The organism is Ruminococcus sp. 1001136sp1 (assembly GCF_039841815.1).
Taxonomy (GTDB): Bacteria; Bacillota; Clostridia; order Lachnospirales; family Lachnospiraceae; genus Blautia_A; species Blautia_A faecis.
This window is the reverse complement of sequence record NZ_JBDPGY010000020.1, coordinates 1-21,744: the sequence shown is the minus strand read 5'-3', so window position 1 is coordinate 21,744 and position 21,744 is coordinate 1. Positions and strand designations below refer to the sequence as shown.

Here is a 21,744-nt window from a genome sequence, read left to right as displayed (position 1 = left end):
TGGGCTTATTCGTCCCTGCCCTTAGTCAGATATTCCATGATTTTATCTGTATTCAGCTCACGAACCCTCACCCCCTCTCCAAAATATGCTCTGAGCACATTCGCCTGGTAATCTAAGCAGATGATTGTTCCTTTCTGCTTCCAGCCAATTTCCTGCTTTATGCGGCACAAATGACGCATATCCAATTCATGACAGAAATAGATTAGCTGCATGTCCTTATCAAAGCCCTCGCTTAAGGCGTATTGTTTACGCCTTGGATACTTTACTAATGTTGCTAACAGATTTTTTATCTTCTCCCGTTTCCAGGAAGTTAATAGAAGCTCCATCTGAACCTTTGCGTTATCTGTCCGCGGGATGTAATAATAGTGTTCGTACACATCATCTACCTGATATAGATTTTTGCGAACACCGCCATCACTATTTAAAAGTTCAAGAAGGAAATCCATAGTATTTCCCAAGATAAGCGAATCAGCCTGTCGTAATCCTCCACCAATTAACAGCATACGTTCGGTCCAGGTACGCATTGCCATTTCCATCTTTTGCGCCCATTTCATTCTTTTTGCCATGGTGTTGTAAACGACATAAGCTGTATCCCCGGTAAGTAGCACGCCGCAGGCTCTGGAACCCTTGATTGCTTCTGCGCTCTCTTTGTATTCCAGACTGCCATAATACACTGCTTTTTTCCCACTTTTTTCAAACCCATTTCCAAGATCTGGCTTCTGGCTTTGAAAAATCTCAATACCCATCTTCCAAAGAAAGACCCATACCTCGCTCATCCGATAAAGCCGCAGCCTCTTTTCCGGTTCACTTTTCACATGATTGGTCTGTGCAGATCCAGAAAGAAAAAAGGAAAGGTCATCTTCATACCTCTCCAGAAGATACCTTTTCCCTTTCCTCCTTAACACATACCCCTTATATCCGCCTGCATTTCTCACAGAGATATAATTTTCCTTTTTCAGCCTGGTAATAAGAGCTGCTGCATAAGATTCTGATTCTACAATTTCTCCTACCAGGCCTGCTGGCAATTCCCCTGATATCGCAATCAGTCTTAACAACACATCCTCCTTTTTCATTTCCACCTCCCACTCAAAATCAATAAGAATCTGTACCCTATATGTTGAATACTTGGGTATCTTTTCTGGATTCTCATATCCCAAAATGCCTTATTCTTCAAACACTTAAATGCCTATTCTATATATCGAATTTTTCTGATCTTAAAGTGCTTCTTTTTCGATATCCAAAAGCTGGCTGTTTTCACGGATCCAGCCTGGAAATTTCTTAGCCTCCATCACATATAATAATGTGCCATCTTCCATTCCAAGCCTGGTTGTATGAAAAGTATCCACATAAAAACCACTATCTGACTTCATACAGAAACTGGAAACAATGTCCAGTACATGTTTTTCCTCAATGTTATCGTGATCCCGAACACGCCCTACCAAAGGCAGATTTTTATTATAAACATGCACAAAACAGACAAGGCATTCTTCGAAAAATGGGATTTCCAGCGCCTTTTTTACCCGTTCCAAGCACCAGTTCTGAAGTGCTGTATGCAGTGGCTTGTATAAAAAATCCGTGTAAAAATCTTTTCTATGGGGCACCAGAAGTGGCAATGCCACCTTTAGGATTCCCTCAGAAAATTCCACCTCGATTCCATGAATGGTCACAAGCTCCGCCTTGTAGTTTTCGTATTGAACTGGGTTAACTGTCACTTCTAAGGTAAGCCTTCGAAGCTTATCGGTTAATTTTTCAGATGTTTTTGCGGCTTCCAGGACTAACTCCGTGAAATAATCATATTGAAGTTCCGATTTTAAACGGACACACGAAGTAAGAACATTCCGCGACTCCGCCATATATTGCTCCATCCGCCAGCTTAAAGCCTGAGTCTCATCCAGCTGGTCCTTAATTTTTCCAAACGGCTCAGTACTATTCTTCTGATCCGCCTTGACTATATTGGTAATACTCGACTTCCCCACCTTCTTTCACAACACAATACCCAATCACATCCGCTATGTGAATAGCCGATATATAATCGGGATTTTCGACTACAATAATATGTCCGCAACTGTCAATTTTTTTCCGCGAAAACAGATTGTTTACCACCGTAACTTCCGCCTCTGAAATATACAAAATATCAAAGATTTCTCCCTCTCCGTAGAATACGATCCGTACCGGATACTCTTCCTTCGAAGCAGGAAAGTGTTCTTCCACTTGTTTCTTTTTCATCACATCAACCAGTACCCAGACAGCCTTCATAGTTCCCAGATCCTTAGCAGCAATTGCTTCCTCACTTGCTGCCACCACTTCCAGTTCTGGATGAATGAAAACCTGCCGCTCTTTTTCCAACGCCTTAAATGCTTTTCCAACAAAATGATCCCTGCCATCTAATGCAAAATAAGCATAAATCTGTGCCTTTTCCAAAACATGGTATTTCTGCACAAGCTCTCTGGTTTCAGCAATGACAGGTCTTTGTTTATTCTCCATTTTTTAATACCTCCAGCCAATCTTTTCAATTATCTCTATGACGCATAAAGGACGTTTTCTTTACGTCATTTATAACAACATTCACATTTTTTGTGATAATACGTCTTATAAGTGTCTTTCTATACGTCATTAATAACATTTACTGTTTTTTTCAAACACGAATACGTCATGAATGCTGTATTCAATACGTTTTCTATACGTCCTTTATGTGTCATTCCGTGTTCCCATAAGCGGATTCCCCATACTTTTGAATTTTGCCTTTTAATTTCTGCAGGTCTTTCCGGTCTGTTGTGATCAGATCCTTTTCTAACTGACTTGCCTTAAACTCTACAACCAGGTTATTGCTATTTGTTGAAATAAGTCCACAACCTCTCTCAAAGTGAACAATAGAATTAAACTCCGCTTCTGATAAATCCAGTTCCTTTTGTATCAGCTCTGCCTCTGCCACCTCCAGGTTTAAAATGATTTTGGTTTTCGCGTTGCTTAAGATTCCTCTTCCAATCTTGCCTCCGTTCAACTCATAGTAATCAACAAGATCCTGTGAGGCACTGATTGCAGCTCCACCATAAGCACGAATGGTTTTGTAGATTTCCTGGATATAGTCAGCTGCAAGTTCATTAGAGGACAACAGCTTCCAGGCTTCATCAATGAAGATTGCTTTTTCTCTGGTTCGGTCTTCCTTCGTCCGAGACCATACGTAATCAAGTGCTACAAACATTCCAATCAGCAGATCTCCTGATAATTCAGAAATGTCAAGCACCACATATTTATTATTCAGATCCACATTCGTCTGCTGGTTAAAGCTGGCTGCGGAACCGTTCACCAGACGGTTTAAGATATTGGCAAGCCGCTTACACTCTTCCTTTCGAAGAAGGACTTCGTGTAAATCTCCCAGGATTGGCATTTTTCTATAACCCCCTGGCTTTGTCGGATCAAACAGACTCTGGTTATCATGGATGATTCCCTTTTCCTGGTAACAGAGCACCATAGCCTCATCAAGAAGCTGCTTTTCCTCATGCGTCATATCTGGTACCAGAAGGCTGAAAAAGATATGCAGGCTTTGGATCTTCACAGCTAGTTCTGAACGTTCCGAAACATATCCATCCAACAGCTCGCTGGTTGCTTTATCAGACTTCCTAATTTCCATAACGTTGATACAATTGGAAGATGCTGGCGAAATCTGAATGAATGTGCCACCAATGTTGTTGCAGGCCCTGGCAAATTCGTGTCCCTTATCCGGGGCGATAATAAATACCTGGATATTTTTTCTTCTCATACGAAGTGCCATAAGCTGCATGGTGAAGGTCTTGCCAGAACCGGAAGTCCCGAAAATAACCATATTGGCATTTTTATAAACAGACGTATTGAAAATATCCACCAGAACAAGGGAACTGTTTGCCTTATTCACGCCCATCAAAATACCATCTTTATCCGACATTTCATAGGCAGTAAATGGATAGCAGGCCGCAGCTCCTGATGTTAGAACATTTCGTTTGGATCTTTCATAGATTTTCTTATCCAGGCACAACAGGGGAAGAGAGGACAAAAATCCCTGTTCTTCCCCGAATAGACACTTGGATACCCCGATATCCTGCGAATTTAAGAGCTTTATCATCTCTTTTGAGCGCCATTCAACTTCCCGCGCACTATGCCCTGTAACGGTAATTAAGGTGCTCATATAGTAAAATTCTTCGCTTCCAGAGAGTCCACGTTTCAGGTAATAACCTGCCTGAATGGATTCACTTAAACTGTCAAAATCACTGTTGGAATCAAAGGTATCTTTTATTTTTGAGCGGTTCAAACGGATCCGCCGCCCGATCCGCTCCATGCTTTTATTTTTATCCTGGCGAAAGAAAAACAAATCTATATCAATTCCCTCACCAGCGTTAATGAGAAGGGAAAGCCATCCAGCAGGCACCCTGGAACGATATCTGCCAGATGGAATATAGAGGTAGGCATGATAAATGCCATCCAGAATCACATATTTATAGCTTTTAAAATTCAAAGAATCTGGTGCAATCAGCTCTGTCACCGGAATTTTTGCCACACTTTCTTTCCCATTTTCCAGAATATAATGATTCCGTACTTTTTCAATCCGCTCATCCAGCGTTGTTTTAAGGCTCGTATCCCGATTTAAAAGCTGATAAAACACTTCCACACAAAACCGGGTTTCGTTTTTATGCTCCAGGACCACATTTCCGCACATGGCAAGATATTTCTTCGCAGTCTGTACCGCCGATTGCAAGTATAAAAACATATCTCTTTCATTTACAGATTTGGTTCCGCTTAACGGATATTCAAAAATGAGAAAGAAACGCCGTGTGATGGCTTCCCTGGTTCCCAGCTGTGTCAGGAGCTTTGCATAATCTTCCTGTAAGATTCTACATCGTTCATCTGGTTCCTGTTCTGCTTCTCTTCGTATCTTCTCTATGTAATCCTTGATATCCGCCTTTTTGGATAAAATCTTGAACTGTAAATTGGGCGGTGCAATTTTCAGATACGAGGCAAAAGAATAGATGATATTTCTTTTCTCAGGTGCCGACCGCAACAGAAAATTAATAGGTAAAATCTCAATGATTTTAATGTACCTTTCATCTTTTGTTTGAATCACTCCATTTTTTATCTGACTGATTGGCAAATAGGACGAAGCCCAGGTCACTGGAAGAATATCCAGGTCACCGGCGTTCTCTTCCCTGCCTTTTGTTTCTACCGGTTCTGTATCTTTCACCGGAATAGGCTGTTTTTCCTTTACAGTTTCTTCCTCTGTCTGCACAGCCAGATTTTTCCGGAGGCTGCGTTCTTCTGCTTCCTGTTCATGGAACCGGGCGACAGCTTCCCGTTTTTCTTTTTGCGCCTGTAATCTGTCTTCTTTTTTCCGAAGTTTTTCTTCCTGCACATCCTGGCGTTTTTGAAGTCTGGCAGTATTCTTTCGCTCACGCTCCTGCTGCCGTTTTTCCCTTTTTTCGAGTTTCTCGGATTTCTTCGCCTCCTTCAGTTTTCTCTTCAGTTCTTCGACTTCGCTTCCGATCTCTGCCACCCTCCTTTTTTCTCTTTTTATGTTCCCGTCTGCAGCGTTTCTTCTGCTGTTTCCGGATACGGCGGTTTCGTTTCAAACGGTACTGACCGCTTGGTGCAGTTAAAACACGCCTTTTCACCATATACGAAAACAGCTGAATAAGAAAAGAGGAAAGACTTTCGCCCTGGACACCGATTACTGCCAATATCACAAGCGGCAGAATCAGGATGATCCCGACATAAATCTTCCCTTTTATTCCAAGATTTAAAAATACTAAAAAGCGGATTCCAACGAGTGCCAAAAATGCTGCTTCTACCACATTTCGGGCTTCTGCCCTTCCAGAGAACAAAGTTCCATCTCTTACAAAATTAGGTGGAATGATATATACGTCTGAATGGTCATTTTGTGTCATTTTTTGTGAAGCTCCTTTCCTGTTATCTCTTTTTAGACCATATCAGGCCACCGATTGCGGCAATTAGAGCCACCCCTACGCCGAGCAGTATAAATAGATTCTTCTGTTTTACTGCATCCACGATATTCACCTCCTGTGCTTGATTTTCTAAAATTCCCTCTGTCTCCTCTTCCTGTCCTTTCTCCGGAAGCACATTCATTTCATCAATAGGATTTTCATTTTTCTCTGCAGCCTGAGATTCTTCCCCTGCTGCAGGGATTTTCTCTATAACGACTTCTGTTACTGTAATCTTTTGCACCAGGAGACCTTCTTCTGGAAGATTCAGATACATATTCGAAAACTCTGTTACATAAGACAGATCTCCTGCTGTTGCACTTACAGACTGAATCCGATAAGTTCCACTTCCAGTGGACAGATTCCACTCATAGAAGTTGTCCGCATTTAGGAATACAGTTTGGATTATCCCATTTTGTTCTTCTAAAGCAACCTCTATCGTACCGGTAAATCCATCAAAAACCTGTGCCCGAAATGCAATGACGGCAGGAACCTGTTCGGTACCTGTATAATTATCCTCCAACCCTGCTTCCATGGATTCCGAGCGTCTAAGGATAGCGCCCTCTTCATCAAAGAGCACATATTTTCCAGCTGGATTGACGGTATCATAGCCCCAGTCATTCCGAAGCATTTCTCCACTTTCCAGATATCCATGTCCGCCATCCCAGGATACAATCTGTGGAAGATCTGTAGCATTCTGCGTGTCAGTGTTTGCAAGTACCGTAGTTGGCATTGCCAGTAATGCAGAAGAATATAGGCCCATAAGCAATCCATATTTCAAGTGTCCGTCCATACTCAAACCTCTCATTTCCCAATGATCCAAAAGGCTCCATCTGCCAGGTCACGGCCGTAAGAAGCAATCGTTTCCACGCTGTACACTTTTCCAGTACGTTCCCTGCTGGCACAATCGGCAATGGTGATATAGCCATCTTTGGTAACACCCGTCAGAACAATAAAATGCCCGCTTCCACTACCCGTGATGGTGTAGGCCTCACAAATTTCCACCACCATTTTTCCGTCTTTCAAGGCATTTACAACATCTCCCATTCGGTCTTTTCCCACTCTTTCACAGTTAAGTCCCCAGTGATGGGCTGCATTCATCGGAAAGGAATGACATGTTCCAAGCCCATAGATATATTCCCCGTTTGCAATGGAAAACGCGCAGGTCATCTCCGGAGTCACCGTCTGCCCGGTTAAGGTTGAAATTACAATAGCAAGGGATGTTGGACCGCATCCAGAGGCTTTGATCGTACTGGCTCCATAAGACATGGTAGCCCAGGGATCTTCTCCCTGGTTATAGTACACAACTTTTTTGACACCCTTTCCCACCGTGTCATAGGTAATAATATCCCCGGTCGCGTCAATATTACCGATATAGGTATCACTCCCACTGGTTCCGCCAGTCAGAAAGTCCGTCCAGTGAAAGACATTGTAAAGGGCATTTTTGACAGCTTCTACACCGCCTTGCAGGTATTCCAACAGCTTTAATACAAAATTGAATGTGCTTTCATTTGTCACATATTTATATTGATAGCCGCTGCTTCCTGTCAGCTGTGTGTTCAAGATCAATGCCAGAGTGTACTCTACAACCTTTGTCGTTACTGTCCTCTTTTCTTCCCAGACATTGCCTCCCTGCTCCAGGACCTGCCGATAAGTCTGTTCATCTGTTTCTGCCCGGCTTCCATTCACATCCAGACAGTAGACTTTCTGTTCCATTTGGCCTTCCCATTCATCTGTTACAGTCCACGAAAAAAAGCTGTCCACATTTTGTGCGACAGCCTCCTTTAACACCTGATATGATTTCTCCAGGGACTCCTGATCTGTTTTTATTTCTGTGGAAGTACCGGATGTACTATCGTGAATCTCGACAAGCCCTAACACTTTCTTGACATAGGCCTGGGTTTCGGAATATGGCGGTACTTGATAACCATATTTGATAACTGCATAAGGTCCTGCATTATATCCAGCGACTGCAAGCTCTAAGCCATTGGAATAGCCTTTAAATTGCTCTACCAGCTGGCTGATGAATTTGGCGCCGCCCATAATATTCTGGTACGGATCATAAGGATTGGATACTCCAAGGGAAGCCGCCGTTTCCGGCATAAGCTGCATTAAGCCTATTGCCCCAGCACCTGATACCACATTCGGATTAAAATCAGACTCCGTTTTACAGATTGCAAGAAGCAGCGCCACTGGCACATTATAGGTCCTGGCAGCTTCCTGAAAATAGGCATCATAAGGGCTGGAAAGGTTGGTGTCCATATCAAGTCCCAGAACATTTGAATATCCAAGGAAAGAAGATATGGTGCTGTTGTCGCATTTATCCATGAGCATAACAGACAGATAATAGGATAAGCTTCTTTTTAGTTTTGTCTCAAACTCATCCACCACAACCAAAGTAGCATGCGCATATTTTTTCATCTGGTCTGCCTGGATTTCCTGCAAATGTAAATCCCTCTGCTGTCCTATGATCTGCAAAATCTCATTCTGATAATCTGCGTTTTGCAGAATTTGCTCCGCTCTGTTCCTGATATTTGCAAGCTGGTTGGACTGTGCCTCATTTGCATAGGAATCCGCGGTTGCAAACCCCAGATAGTTGAATATAATTCCGATCATGTTTGCAATAATAAACATCCACAAAAAAAGAAATAGAAATATAGCACCAAACACCTTCCAAACTGTTTTGCTGCCAGCCAAGGTTCCTACTAATGTTCCAAGCGGCCCTGCCATAGCAGTCCCGGCTGCCACACCAGAAGCAGTTCCACCAGCTTTTACAGCTGCCGATACCGCATAAGCAGCCTGTGCCGAATGAGCGATCATTTCACTCCCCTCATCAAGAGGGGAACTCTCTTGTCTTTCGTCATCCATAGCTTAATCCTCCAAGCTTCCGGTATCTCTGGTACCCTGTTTCTGTCCTCTTAACTCACTTCTTGATTTTGGAATTTCCAGGATTCTATGAGGATTGCGTAGCAGTTCCATATTCATAGGCATTTGTGCATCCTCCGTCTGGATTTCTTCCATACCATTTATTTCCTCTGAAAGTGTAAAGCTGTCATTTGCCTCTTCGATTGGATCCAGATTATCCTGTTCCAGGTATTCGTCTGGTTCCTGAATATAACTTTCTTCAGGTTCATTTATGCCATTTAAACCGTCTATAGCGAAATCTCCAGTTGTAGAATAATTTCCAAGGTCACCAGATTCTGCTGATTGTGCAGAAGACTCTCCCATGTTTGTAACCTGCTGCTCACTTTCTATATTCCCGGAAATACCAGAATCCGAATATGTAGGCGTTTCCATTTTGGGAACATCCGACACGTTACCAGAAGCATTTCCAACCTCTTCTGAAAAACTATTCGCGCAGCTTACCTCCGTATCTGGACTTGCATGAACACTCTCATTTCCAGACACAGCGTCCAGGATTCCAAAATCCGCTCTGGAATCAAAAGAAAATCCGTTTTCACCAGCAGTATTTTTATCTGAACCTAAATACTTGCTATTTAAGTGGCCAGATACATCCGCTTCAAAACCACTGGCAGAATAAGATCGTTCTCCTTTTCCATCAGAAGGAATATTTCTGCCTTCTTCCTGCCTTTTGTTACCAATGCCTCCTCCAAGATCCGTTTCCATTGCATAATCCGAAGTCCCCATGCCTGTCTCCGAAGCTGGATATTCACCAAGTTCTGCCATAATGCCATTATCACTGCTAAATGCAGATGCTCCTTCAAATGGCTGCGCTTCAAAAGACATAGAATCACTCCGGGCTGTGGTTTTTCCATCCGGGAAATCAGGTTCTCCTGGATTCTCCATTTCACCCAGTCCATTTACACTTGATAATGTTTCGGAGAATCCATCTTCCATAGTTTCGTTTGTAGTAACACCTTCTGAAGAAACAGCCTCTCTGCCTGAAGCTTCCTGATATTCTGGTAAGCTTCCCGTATTCAGATCCATTACAGTCCCTTCCGGTTCTACGAAATCATCGGATTCCATCCCAGGTTCAATTTCACTTGCAGATGTTACAGCAGTTGCGGCTGTCCCAGACACATAAGATGTACCAGAAGACTCCGTTCCATTTGCATGAATTCCCAGTTCGTCCAGCACATTTGCTGAAGCAGTATTTGAATGATTCACACTCTTGACACTTCCAGCAGCATTCCCATGCTTTTCTGGATATTCCGTATCAAAATCCCCACCCCAAAACAAAGATTCGATATCCACTTCATTTCCACCAGAGGGATTCATAGGGATAGGCCCCGCCGGTCCGGTAAAGCCATTTGTGGGGTCTGTGTTTCCCATGTTCGTAGATCTTCCTGTACCGTTTCCACTTCCATCCGTTCCAGAAAATACCCTTCCTGCCTGTGAAAAAATACGCTGTGCCGCCATAGCTGCTCCAAGTGCTCCCATGCCAGGGGAAGGCCGTCCAAGATTCACACCTAACGCCGCCATATAAGAATCCAGCTTGAATGTAATTTTACAAAAGCCCACCAGACACAAAGTTGCTACAAAAAACTTCGTGAAACCATAACCGCTTGCCATCATATTTCCATAACCAGACAAAAACATCTTTAAACACCAGGCATTTAAGATGATCAGAACTACCTGTCCACCAAACATTTTCGACCAGGATGCAAGGATGTTGTTCGTGGACTTAGATCCACCGGTTGCAAATGCCAATGGTGCTGTATAAGAAAACACGCCCAGAAGGACATACCGTTCCGCAATTACAAACAGCATTTTAAAATAATTCCACGCAACTACAAACTGCATAATGAGCATTAAGATTGCTATGCTGATTGTTCCAAGCCCAAGCGGTGCTGTAATCCCCTCTAAGGCAGTTACATACTCCGAAAAACTTTGCACCTTGATGTCAGTTCCAATCACCCATTGATATGGGGTTCCCGCAATTTTCAATATGTAATTAATAACAGGCTTTGAGGCAACCACAAAGAACAAGCAGATGGAAGAACGTCCAATTAACTCGATTGGTTCTTCTGCATTTATTCCAACCTTCCCGAACATGGATTTGAACAGCTGCCAGATTAGAATCATAAGCAACAGCGCAATTCCCATAGGGACGATCACATTCTGGTACAAACTTCCTACTACAGAAAACAGTTCTTCAAACAGGGAGAGGTTACAGGATAGTAAATCTGTAAATACATCCGTAATCAGTCCCATCATATCAATGATAAACTGAGATACCATTTCTTTGACTGCATCTACCAGAAGATCCAGCAGCCAGCTCATGTTTCATTCATATCTATTATAGATACCCTCCTTTTATGCCGGGAGAGCTCCGGCTTTTTCTTTTCTTCAGATCATCCCGTAAACATGCTTTGTGGAATAATCTTTTCCAGATACGTTACAATCGCACCCAATGTCATAAGTGCCGCCCAGCAGATAACAATCCTTTTTAACCAGGATCTGGATTCATCCACAGTTCGTCCAGATTTGCTAAAATTCATTAAAAAAAGGCATACTGCCGCACAAACCACCGCCGCCACAGTTGCAATTCCAGCTACATCCGTATAAACCGTCTGCATCGCGTTTTTCGCAGTTGCAAAAATATCATCTGCATACACAGGTACTGCGGTCATAAGAAGTACACCTATAGCACAATATGCAATTGGTAGTACTTTTACAAGCCAGTTTTTCTTTCCAAAACATGCAGCAATTTCATCTTTTACTTTCTGTTTTTCCATAGATTTCCTCCCTTCAACCAAACTCCGGAAGATCAGCTTCTTACAAGGTCCTTCTGTGCAATCCGGGCGAAAAAAAAGACAACCACTTTTCTAATGGCTGTCTTTTCATACTTTCATAAAGTTCCTGGCTCTCTCATGCACCAGGTTCCGCATGCACAGAACTTTATAGTATTATTCTATTCGTTAAGATATCATATGTCAATTTCATAACGGTTGCATTATAGCTTCATTTGGATAGCAAAACACTACCGTGTATTTAACTCCTTGATTTTTAGTCCCAGCTGTTCAATCTCCTTGGAATAATCTTTCATCTTTACCTGATTATATAATTCAAAGAAAAACTCCAAATGTAAAAGAGAGTCTTTTACCTCAAATGAAAACTGATCTGTCATTGTCATTGCAGATACAAGAAAATTCTTTAGAAGTGTGTCTCCCGATGTACTCATCAAAAAAGCTCCCCAGTATTCCAGTTTTCCTGTGTGCCTCTCTTCATCAATGTCTAATGTCAGATTTCCGCCCTGCATCTTTGCAATCTCAGCAGCTTTTGGATAAAGATTTGCCAGCAAATAATCATAACATTTTTCACTTTTCACTAACTTATACTGAGAAAATTCCAGATTTGCTTTTTTCATTAACAAATCACAGGAATCCTTTGATGGCTTATTTTCTGTTTCTGATGCATTATCAGAAAATAGCTCTTCCATTTCTGCATCATATGCTTCCTTATAAAATGCTTCAAATTTCATTTTTCATTTCCATATACAGGTAAAATAACTTATCTGTATCCCTCCCACATTTTTTATTACTATATCACTTTTTCTTTGCTTTGACCAGTATAACGGACAATATAATTTTTCTTTTTTCATAAAATAGAAACATCAACGTTGACACCTATACTGGTCAAAAAGGGGGGGGATGTTTATGGAACAAAAACTAAGATGTGATATCAGCATTGGTCCAAACCTTCAGAAGCTCCGCAACAAATACGGAATCTCCCAGGAAAAGTTATGTGCCATACTCCAGCGAAATGGCTGTGACATTGGTCGCACAACTTACGCCAAATATGAGAATGGAGAGCTCAATGTAAAAATCAGTGTACTATTAGAATTAAAAAAATTATATAACTGTTCCTTCGATGCATTTTTTGAAGATCTGGAAGAACCAAAATAAGGAGCTGTCCTGAAAACGTAGTTCAGCGATAACCTATAAACAAGTATTCTAAATAAGCTCGCCTTTTGGCGGGCTTATTTCCTTCTCTTAATTATACAGTTAAAGAGATTCATTTCGGCTGAATCATTACATTTACCCCTAACTTTTCTAATGTACGAATATTCCTATTGATTATCTTTTCTTGATTGATAACGGAGTAGTAGTCCGCTCCAAGGTCATGATAAGGAACTTTCTCTTTTAGTATATGATAGATCGCGATTAACATGGTATGGGCTACTGCAATTAAAGCCCTTTTCCCACCTCTGCGCGCGGCAATTCTTTGATAACGGGAGTAGAGATAACTTTGCTTGTTTCGTATTCCAGCACGAGCACATTCCACCAGCGTTGCTTTCAAATATTTATTTCCTTTCCGTATTCGTGTACTCATCTTTTTTCCGGCGCTTTCCTTACACTCAGGCACAAGCCCCGCCCATGAGCTGAAACGGGATTCATTTTGAAAGTGCTCCATTTCCACACCAGTTTCCGCTAAAATTCGTTCTGCACTTTTTCTTCCAATCCCAGGCATATCATCCAAAGCTTCGATTGCCCAATTTATGGATTCTGTTTTTTTTTAATATCTGCATCTAAATCCATAATTAAAGCGGTCAGGCTTTCAATATGCCCAAGTTGATGTTTCAACATTTTTTGCTGATGTTCTGATATCCGTCCTTGTAGGGATTTCTGCATTTCTGGAATTTTATCTCTGGCTCTTCCTTCAGCAAGTTCACTTAAAACAACCGGATCTGTTTCTCCAGATACAATTGCCTTTAAAATTGTCATACCGCTTTTTCCGCTGATATCGGTAATTACACTGCTCAATTTAACATTGCAGCCTTCTAACACAGCCTGGATTCGATTTAATTCACGAGCACGTTCTTCAATTACCTCCTGGCGGTAACGGGTTATTTCTCGCAGTTCTCTTTGATCCCTATTTGGTATGTAACTTGCTTTTACTAATCCATGGCGTACCAGATCGGCAATCCACTCTGCATCTTTTACATCCGTCTTACGTCCGGGAACTCCTTTGATATGCTGCGCATTCACAACCATGATCGGTATCTGTTCTTCTTCAAATATATTATATACAGGTTTCCAATAAGAGCCCGTACTTTCCATGGCAGCCATCTCACAATCTGTTTCTTTCAGCCACGAAACTAATTGGAGAATATCTTCCGTCATTGTTGAAAACTGACGGATTTCTTTTTTTCTGACACTCGTAAAAATACAGGCTACCATCATATTTTTATGAATGTCAATCCCACAACACCGCTTATACAATACTTCCATAAAGCAAACCTCCTTCGCATAAGCCGATGCAGCTCCTTGCTTAATTGTTGGCTGTCCTGCGTCCTCATCAAAACCCGATGGAAACAAAAAGTGGTACACCTAAGGAGCTGAAAATCAGTCTGTCGGACGGGCTTGTAAGCACCAATCCCCTTCCGATCTTATTCGGCACCTTAAGTATACCACTACATAACGTATAGCTAGTATCCAGTTTTCATTTATTGTGGTGAGATTTTCTCATGATTGTCTGTCGGGAAATAGATAGTTCCAGAGCAGAGAGGGTATGACTCACAACGAGTCATACCCTCTCTGAATTTATCTGAAAAAAGAAAAAAGATGGCTAACGACAACCATCTTTCTCTCCGTTACATGTTATAATGTAACTATGCTAACCAATAATTATTATAATGATTTTTTTGAATTAGGGCAACAGAAAATTAACTTTAGTTTCTTCGAATTGAGTTTACCTGACGACGATCCAGTCTATACCCTGAAAAAAGTGATGGAGGAATTAGATTTTTCTGGCTTGTTAGCCAATTGTTCAGATAAGGGAAGAACCGGGTACAATCCAATCATGATGTATGCTGTAGTTACCTATGCAAATATGCGGGGAATACGTTCTGTTGACCGTATTGTTGATCTGTGTGAAAGAGACCTTGCTTTTATCTGGCTGACGCGCGGAAAAAAACCGAAATGTGATGCTTTTTATGACTTTAAAAACAGGAAGTTGACATCTGATGTCCTGGATGACCTGAATTACCAGTTTATGCGGCGGCTGCAGAAAGAAGGGCTGGTCACATTAAAAGAACTTTTTATTGACGGTACAAAGATAGAGGCAAATGCGAACCGTTATACTTTTGTATGGCGCGGAAGCATCAATTACCATCTTGCAGGCCTCCTGGATTCTATCGACCAGCTTTTTGGAAAATATAATGCTTTTTTATAATCTAATAGCTTTTGAAAATCTAATGCTGCTATTTTAAATCCGAAGAATAACCGGGTACGTTTTTTGCCATGCACAGGTATCTTGTCCACATGATATCTTCGACGAAGAAGAGAGGGAATTGCTTCTACTCCATTTCTAAATTTTGCATATTCAGAAAATTCTTCCGTCTGCATGTACTGTAATTGTTTTGCACGACCAACGGATTTCCAAGATACTTCCTTTCGGACTCGTGTTTTTAGAAAACGCGACTGACACCGTTCTTTGTAAGGACATCCTTCGCAGTCACTTATCCGAAAATACGCAACGGAACGCTCATTGCCTGGATCATAGATACAGTCTTCAGGTACACGATTATTCTTACATTTGATGAGATATTTTCCATCATCAGTAAAAACAAAATCAGCATATATTTCATCTGGTTTGCGTCCTGTGAAATTGGTTGTAACAAGTTTTAGATTATGTTCAGATGCTAAACGTGAGTTCTCTTCTCCGCTGTATGCCCCATCGGCAACAATAAAAGAACCATCAGAAAAATCTTTTTTCTCATTAAGATAATCTTTCATAAACTGATTATCTGCGTAGGTATTTTGCTGGTAATCGTAGACAATGACCAGACTGCTTTTTTCTCCGACAGCTTCAACTACGTTTCCAACGTATCCAAGATGTCTGCCACCTGCTTTATAGCGGAAAGTGGCTTCTGGATCAGAAGGATTAAGCAATACTTCTGAAGGATTTTCAACTTCCTCTTTTTTGTCGAAGCCGCCTTGAGCCACCATCATCAATGATTGTGCGTTCCTTTAATAGGCGAATAAGAAGCTGATATTCACTTGTATCATCAAAATCACCGGTTGAATCACAAATCTTTATCAAGATATCTGCATCTTTCATCACAACAACGTTTCTCTCAGTTGCATCCATATCCCGCTTGTGATAAATGCATTTATTATAATCATCTTTTTTAATATAATGATATTGTTCATCCGGAATTTTTGTTCCACGCTCATCCATTATTTTGCAAAGATTAGCAACACAAGTATAAAACAATTCAAGCAATGAGAGGTTTCTGATATTTGCAGCAACCATTAAACTGTCCATACGTTGTTTATCCGGAGTGATATCCATAAAATCAGATATTTCTTTTGCCATTTTTACAACACATTCATGAATAAGATCAACATCATGCTCTGTTTCCTCTTGCTCTAAACCTGCTGAGGGTTCTGTCACTAATTGGCTGCTCTTCAAAACTGGTTGTGTGCAGTACATACTGATAGCGGATATCAAATGCCATAGCTTCAACGATCTCATCGTCAGTAACATTAAGAGCTTCTTTAAGAATCAGTGCCCCAACAATCACATTGACCGGAGTATTAGGTCTGGATGCTTTTTTACTGTAAAGAACAGAAAAAATATTTTCATCAATAGCAGGAAAAACTTTGTCTGCAAAAGTATTTGCCCATGATTTTTCTAACATTCGTTTTTCGCGTTCTGTAAGATTAAAAGTACTGTCTAAAACAGTAAGCTGTTGATTATCATTTTTAACAAAAGACATATAGATCACCTCATAAAATGCTACCTACATTTTACCAAAGAATCCAATGTTTTTACATATCGTGTTAAGTTTTCAAGGTACAAATTTATATCAAAGGCTATAAACCTTTTGACACCCTAATCTTTTATTTTATCTTCTCCGGAGCAGTTTTTTACACTGGCTTACAGGTGCATCCGATTCCCAGTCCATCCGGACCGATATGACAGGACAAACCGAAGGAAAGTTTATCACACATGACTTCCATTCCCGGGAAACTTTCTTTAATCTGGTTTACCCATTCTTCTGTCACTTCATCGGTACTGCTGGACGCCGCCATCAGGTACACTTTACCCGCAGCATATTCTTCTCGGAAATTCGTTTCCAGCTCATGCTTCATTGCATCGATCATAACTTTACGTGATTTCTTCATACCACGGCATTTCTGGTAGATATCAAGCTTTCCTGTGCTGAAATGCATAACAGGTTTGATATTCAGGACATCTGCTGCCAAAGCTGTCACAGAGCTGACTCTTCCTCCTTTTTTGAGATATTTCAGTGTGCTGAGCCCGATATAAATTGTCATTTTTTCTCTGGTTTCTTCAAGAATTTTCTTGATTTCGACTACACTGTATCCTTCTTCTGCCATTTCTACTGCATCAAGAACAGAACGATGCATCGGGGTTGCCACACGACCGTTATCTACGACAAACACCTTACCGGCAAATTCATCTTCATTTGCCATGGCTTCTGCTGTCATACAGGACCCACTTAAAGCACTACTAAGAGGAATATAAACAATCTCCTCATATTCTTTCAGCATCTCTTTCCACATATCCATAACTTCTGTTGGTGACGGCTGAGATGTAGATACATCTACGCCCTTTCGAAGCATATCATAAAATTCATCTCTGGAAAGATCTACTCCTTCACGATACACTTTCTCTCCGATATAAAAGGGCATCGGTAGTACCTTAATTCCGAGTCTCTGCGCTTCTTCGCTCAAAATTCCACTGTGGCTGTCTGTCATGATTCCTATTTTCTTCATAATATCTTCTTCCTTTGTAATCTATTTTTATAACGTCTTAATAATCGGCATTACACTTCATTTATATTTGTATCATATCATTATTTTTCATTCGGCAAAATAAAGGATGACGCAATTTCCTCCTCCGCATACTCTTCCACATCCGTTCTCGTTACTCGTTTTATATGTTGTTTTTTTAGGCGCAGATATACGAACTCCCGGAATATAGTATAAAATACCGATACAAGTGGAATGAAAATCAGCATACCTATAATTCCCATAAGATTTCCGCCGATTGTAACTGCCGCCAGTACCCAAATTGATGGAAGTCCTACTGATCCGCCAACCACATGAGGATAGATCAGATTACCTTCTATCTGCTGCAAAAGCAGAAAAACTATAATAAATAAAACTGCCTGTTTTGGATTTACCATAAAGATCAGAAAACTTCCCACGGCACAGCCAATAAAGGCTCCAAAGATAGGAACCAATGCGGTAAACGCGATCAAAATTCCAATTAAAAGTGCATATGGCATTTTTAAAATACTTAGCGTGATAACAAACATCATTCCGAGAATTACTGCTTCCAGACACTGCCCTGCAAGAAAATTTGCAAATGTCCGATATGTCAGCGAACATATGTTAAGAATTGCATCTGCTTTTTGTTTTGGAATAAAAGCGAAAATCACTTTTCTTACCTGTAAATGTAATTTTTCCTTCTGAAAAAGAATATAGCATGCAAAGGAAAACGAAATAAAAAAGGTCGCTAATCCACTGGCAATGGAACCTACTGCTGACATCGTCGTATTCATCATATTTCCGACTCCGTTTCCAAGAATACTTATTCCCCATTTAATTGCCTGATCAGGCTGAAACTGCAGCTGATCTACCAATTTCATAATATCCTGATTATCATGTGAAATTTCCCGAATCCAGTTTTGCATCTGTGGAATAAAATCTGAAATACTCGTCATCAGATTTCCCATGGTCTGTGTAAGCTGTGGAATCACACCAAACATTACCAATACCATTACACCTGCTGCCAATATAATTGTAAGAAGCAGGCTTATCGGTCTCGCAGCTTTTTTTCCTATTTTATTATTTTCTTTTATCTTTCCGAGCATTTTCTTTTCCAGGAAACTCATTGGTACATTAATCACAAAGGCAATTGCACCACCAAGCGCAAAAGGAAACACAATTTTCCATATTGACTTCAGCACTTCAATCACCACATCGAATTTCCACAAAGCAACTACAAGAAATGCCGTAAACACAATCAGTTCTCGAATTTTTTTCATAGAACATCTACTTAAATCCACTATCTTTTCCCTCTTTTTCTTAGTTTCATACGTATACACTTAAGTAATTGAATAATCAGAAGGCTTGCAAAAGCATATAAATATACACATCCAAGCTGCATCAGATTCAACGTTTCCACTTTGAATAAGTTATGGAAACCAGGAACCGTCAGTACTGTTGTAATGAGTACTGCACCTAACACAAATGCTCCCTGAAGCCACTTGTTATGAAAGAGACCTTTTGTAAAAATGACCGGATGATCTGATTTGCAATTATATCCATGAAACAAACGTGCCAGACAAAGAGTTCCAAAAGCATACGTGCTTCCAAGCAATGTACCATTCTGGTTGTATCCTGTCAAAAAACTGATCATTGTCATTGCTCCAATTACCAAACCTTCCAGACCGATTTTGCTAAGAAAATCTTTTGTCAATATCGACTCATCTGCCAATCTCGGTTTTTCACTCATCACTTCACTTCTATCCGGCTCTAAGCCTAACGCAATTGCCGGAAGACTATCCGTCAAAAGATTAATGAAGAGTAAATGTACTGGTGCAAATGGCACCGGAAGTCCTGCAACCGATGAACAAAGAACGGTTAAAATTGCTCCGAAATTTCCTGACAAAAGAAACTGTATCGCATACTTGATATTCTGATATAAGTTTCGTCCATTTTCCACTGCTTTTACGATTGTTGCAAAGTTATCATCTGTAAGTACCATCGCTGCTGCATCTTTCGCAACTTCCGTTCCGGTCATTCCCATTGCAACACCAATATCTGCCTGCTTTAATGCCGGTGCATCATTGACACCGTCTCCTGTCATTGCCACAATCATTCCTCTTTCCTGCCATGCCCGAACAATGCGAATTTTATGTTCCGGTGACACTCTTGCATACACAGAAATATTTGAGACAAATTCTTTGAGTTCCTCGTCACTCATATTTTCTATATCTGCCCCTTCACAGGCTTCCGATAAATCATGTAATATTCCAACTCTCTTTGCAATTGCTGCTGCTGTAATTTTATGATCTCCGGTGATCATAACCGGTCGAATTCCCGCTTTTATACATTCCGCTACCGCAGCTTTTGATTCTTCTCTCGGAGGATCCATCATCGCAATCAAACCAAGAAATACTAAGTGATCCTCATCTTGTATCGTTAATGTGTGATTCTTAGGAATTTCACGATAGGTAAAAGACAATACTCTTAAACCTTCCATCGAAAATTCCTGATTTTGACGTTGTATTTTTTCTTTATCTTCCTCAGTAATTTTTCGAATTCCCTCTTTCGTCCAGATTTGCTCTGTACGTTCCAGGAGCTTGTCGACTGCACCTTTTACAATCATTTGATTTTTACCATCTATCAGGTGAAGTGTTGACATCATCTTTCGATCACTGTCAAATGGCAGTTCTCCATTTCTTGGATAAAGCTTTCTTACGCTTGCCGCCTCTATCCCATATCGACTTCCAAGATTAATCAATGCTGTTTCTGTCGGATCTCCAATTTCTACTCCATTTTCATTTGTCGAATCATTACATAGAATACTGTAATTTAAAAGACATTTTTGTGCCTGATCTGATATATCAATTGCCTCTGCTGAAATTCTTTTTCCATCTATATAATAATCTTCAACCGTCATTTTATTCTGTGTGAGCGTTCCTGTCTTATCCGAACAAATAATAGAAACACTTCCAAGTCCTTCTACCGCCTGTAGTTTACGAATGATTGCATGCTCTTTTGCCATCTTCTGTGTTCCGAAAGAAAGTACAATTGTCACGATAGAACTTAGCGCTTCAGGAATTGCTGCTACTGCAAGTGCTACTGCAAACATAAATGCACTGCTGATCTTTTCACCGCGGAACACATTTATTGCAAATAAGAGTCCGCAAAATACCAGAATCATAATAGAAAGCTTCTTTCCAAAGACTTCCAAACTCACCTGAAGTGGTGTCTGTTTTTCCGAAGTTGACTTCAAAAGTCCTGCAATCTTTCCGACTTCTGTCTGCATTCCTATATCCGTTACAACAGCTTTCCCACGCCCATACGTTACAAAACTACCGGAAAATAACATATTTGTCCGATCACCAAGTGGCGCTTCCGTCAATATTGTATCCATGTTTTTCTCAACTGCAAGACTTTCTCCTGTAAGAGCACTCTCATCAATCTTAAGACTTGCATTTTCAATCAGTCTTCCATCAGCCGGAATCATATCTCCTGCTTCAAGCAGTATCACATCTCCAACAACCAGTTCTCTTGCCGGAATTTGAACGACTGTACCATCACGCAATACTTTTGCCTCCGGGCCAGAAAGATTCTTTAAACTCTGCAGAGATTGTTCTGCTTTTACCGTCTGTATTGTTCCCAAGATTGCATTGATCGTAATAACCGTCACGATAACTGCCGCACTTTCCACATCTCCAAGCATACCAGATATGATTGCTGATGCAATTAGAATCAGTACAAGAAAATCCTTATACTGTTCAAAGAAAATCTGCAGGATACCTTTCTTCTTTCCTTCTGTAAGTTCATTCCACCCACACTTTTCTCTGGATCTTTTCACCTGTTCACTCGTAAGCCCAGATTTCTTGCCATTCACCCTTTCAAGAACCTCTTCTACCGTCTGCTGATAAATTTCCTTCATCACTTCCGCCTCCTCGTTCTCCTAAATATTTTTCTAGTCATTGCAATATAAAATTGCTTATACAGTCTCTCCCTTAAGAGTCCTGGTATTCTGGATAATATACAGAGCGACCGATATGACCATCATTATAGCGCACAAACCAATCAAC

20 protein-coding genes and 1 pseudogene are annotated in these 21,744 nt (G+C 40.8%); 2 read left to right on the top strand and 19 right to left on the bottom strand.

Going from position 1 to position 21,744, the window contains the following annotated elements; translation table 11 throughout:
* Window positions 1–5: 5 nt before the first annotated feature.
* From ABHC48_RS16230 to ABHC48_RS16185, 10 genes are all read right to left on the bottom strand, one after another.
* Window positions 6–1,073, bottom strand: a complete 1,068-nt coding sequence (locus ABHC48_RS16230; RefSeq protein WP_207749349.1) for a hypothetical protein — start codon at window positions 1,071–1,073, stop codon at window positions 6–8.
* Window positions 1,074–1,214: 141 nt separating this feature from the next.
* Entirely contained in the window at window positions 1,215–1,853 is a 639-nt protein-coding gene (locus ABHC48_RS16225) for a DUF6100 family protein (RefSeq protein ID WP_226855589.1), read from the bottom strand.
* Between the two features lie 73 nt (window positions 1,854–1,926).
* The gene (locus ABHC48_RS16220; RefSeq protein ID WP_118580531.1) at window positions 1,927–2,484 is read right to left on the bottom strand and encodes a DUF5697 family protein; all 558 of its coding nucleotides are present in this window, start codon (window positions 2,482–2,484) and stop codon (window positions 1,927–1,929) included.
* A 211-nt stretch (window positions 2,485–2,695) separates the two neighbouring features.
* Window positions 2,696–5,521, bottom strand: a complete 2,826-nt coding sequence (locus tag ABHC48_RS16215; protein ID WP_226855590.1) for a hypothetical protein — start codon at window positions 5,519–5,521, stop codon at window positions 2,696–2,698.
* On the bottom strand, window positions 5,418–5,912 hold the full coding sequence (locus ABHC48_RS16210) for a hypothetical protein (protein WP_177968933.1): 495 nt from the start codon (window positions 5,910–5,912) through the stop codon (window positions 5,418–5,420). The genes ABHC48_RS16215 and ABHC48_RS16210 overlap by 104 nt, the downstream gene beginning before the upstream one ends.
* A 22-nt stretch (window positions 5,913–5,934) precedes the next feature.
* Complete coding sequence (locus ABHC48_RS16205) at window positions 5,935–6,759, bottom strand: hypothetical protein (protein WP_118580528.1); 825 nt, start codon at window positions 6,757–6,759, stop codon at window positions 5,935–5,937.
* Window positions 6,760–6,770: 11 nt separating this feature from the next.
* On the bottom strand, window positions 6,771–8,834 hold the full coding sequence (locus tag ABHC48_RS16200; protein ID WP_118580525.1) for a transglycosylase SLT domain-containing protein: 2,064 nt from the start codon (window positions 8,832–8,834) through the stop codon (window positions 6,771–6,773).
* A gap of 3 nt (window positions 8,835–8,837) precedes the next feature.
* Window positions 8,838–11,210 (bottom strand): hypothetical protein, encoded by a 2,373-nt coding sequence (locus ABHC48_RS16195; RefSeq protein ID WP_195700039.1) that lies wholly within the window; start codon window positions 11,208–11,210, stop codon window positions 8,838–8,840.
* Window positions 11,211–11,281: 71 nt separating this feature from the next.
* Entirely contained in the window at window positions 11,282–11,665 is a 384-nt protein-coding gene (locus tag ABHC48_RS16190; RefSeq protein ID WP_226855591.1) for a hypothetical protein, read from the bottom strand.
* Window positions 11,666–11,910: 245 nt separating this feature from the next.
* Window positions 11,911–12,411 carry a hypothetical protein gene (locus ABHC48_RS16185; RefSeq protein ID WP_118580522.1) on the bottom strand — a complete coding sequence of 167 codons (501 nt, stop codon included), beginning with the start codon at window positions 12,409–12,411 and terminating at the stop codon, window positions 11,911–11,913.
* Between the two features lie 175 nt (window positions 12,412–12,586).
* Between ABHC48_RS16185 and ABHC48_RS16180 the strand changes: the two genes are divergently transcribed.
* Window positions 12,587–12,835: a helix-turn-helix transcriptional regulator gene (locus tag ABHC48_RS16180; RefSeq protein ID WP_118580519.1), complete on the top strand. Its 249-nt coding sequence runs from the start codon at window positions 12,587–12,589 to the stop codon at window positions 12,833–12,835.
* A gap of 109 nt (window positions 12,836–12,944) precedes the next feature.
* On the opposite strand, the gene ABHC48_RS16175 is transcribed toward ABHC48_RS16180, so the two are convergent.
* Both ABHC48_RS16175 and ABHC48_RS16170 read right to left on the bottom strand, forming a co-directional pair.
* Complete coding sequence (locus ABHC48_RS16175; protein ID WP_226815984.1) at window positions 12,945–13,400, bottom strand: transposase; 456 nt, start codon at window positions 13,398–13,400, stop codon at window positions 12,945–12,947.
* 26 nt (window positions 13,401–13,426) lie between these two features.
* Entirely contained in the window at window positions 13,427–14,161 is a 735-nt protein-coding gene (locus tag ABHC48_RS16170) for an IS110 family transposase (RefSeq protein ID WP_243284565.1), read from the bottom strand.
* A 499-nt stretch (window positions 14,162–14,660) separates the two neighbouring features.
* Here ABHC48_RS16170 and ABHC48_RS16165 point away from each other — a divergent pair, with 499 nt between their 5' ends.
* Window positions 14,661–15,104 carry a transposase gene (locus ABHC48_RS16165; RefSeq protein WP_243110512.1) on the top strand — a complete coding sequence of 148 codons (444 nt, stop codon included), beginning with the start codon at window positions 14,661–14,663 and terminating at the stop codon, window positions 15,102–15,104.
* On the opposite strand, the gene ABHC48_RS16160 is transcribed toward ABHC48_RS16165, so the two are convergent.
* From ABHC48_RS16160 to ABHC48_RS16130, 7 genes and pseudogenes are all read right to left on the bottom strand, one after another.
* A complete protein-coding gene (locus tag ABHC48_RS16160; protein WP_118584005.1) occupies window positions 15,038–15,883 on the bottom strand; it encodes a transposase in 846 nt (281 codons plus the stop codon). The two genes, ABHC48_RS16165 and ABHC48_RS16160, sit on opposite strands and share 67 nt — an antisense overlap.
* Window positions 15,840–16,328 (bottom strand): hypothetical protein, encoded by a 489-nt coding sequence (locus ABHC48_RS16155; RefSeq protein ID WP_040446298.1) that lies wholly within the window; start codon window positions 16,326–16,328, stop codon window positions 15,840–15,842. Before ABHC48_RS16155 ends, ABHC48_RS16160 begins: the two co-directional genes overlap by 44 nt.
* Window positions 16,282–16,653, bottom strand: a complete 372-nt coding sequence (locus ABHC48_RS16150) for a transposase (RefSeq protein ID WP_118584006.1) — start codon at window positions 16,651–16,653, stop codon at window positions 16,282–16,284. The genes ABHC48_RS16155 and ABHC48_RS16150 overlap by 47 nt, the downstream gene beginning before the upstream one ends.
* A gap of 151 nt (window positions 16,654–16,804) precedes the next feature.
* Window positions 16,805–17,677, bottom strand: a complete 873-nt coding sequence (locus tag ABHC48_RS16145) for a DegV family protein (RefSeq protein ID WP_005360251.1) — start codon at window positions 17,675–17,677, stop codon at window positions 16,805–16,807.
* Window positions 17,678–17,757: 80 nt separating this feature from the next.
* Complete coding sequence (locus tag ABHC48_RS16140; protein WP_118584007.1) at window positions 17,758–18,954, bottom strand: AI-2E family transporter; 1,197 nt, start codon at window positions 18,952–18,954, stop codon at window positions 17,758–17,760.
* Window positions 18,955–18,974: 20 nt separating this feature from the next.
* Window positions 18,975–21,596 (bottom strand): cation-translocating P-type ATPase, encoded by a 2,622-nt coding sequence (locus ABHC48_RS16135; RefSeq protein WP_118584008.1) that lies wholly within the window; start codon window positions 21,594–21,596, stop codon window positions 18,975–18,977.
* A gap of 57 nt (window positions 21,597–21,653) precedes the next feature.
* Window positions 21,654–21,744, bottom strand: a pseudogene (locus tag ABHC48_RS16130) (CDP-alcohol phosphatidyltransferase family protein); the annotation flags it as partial.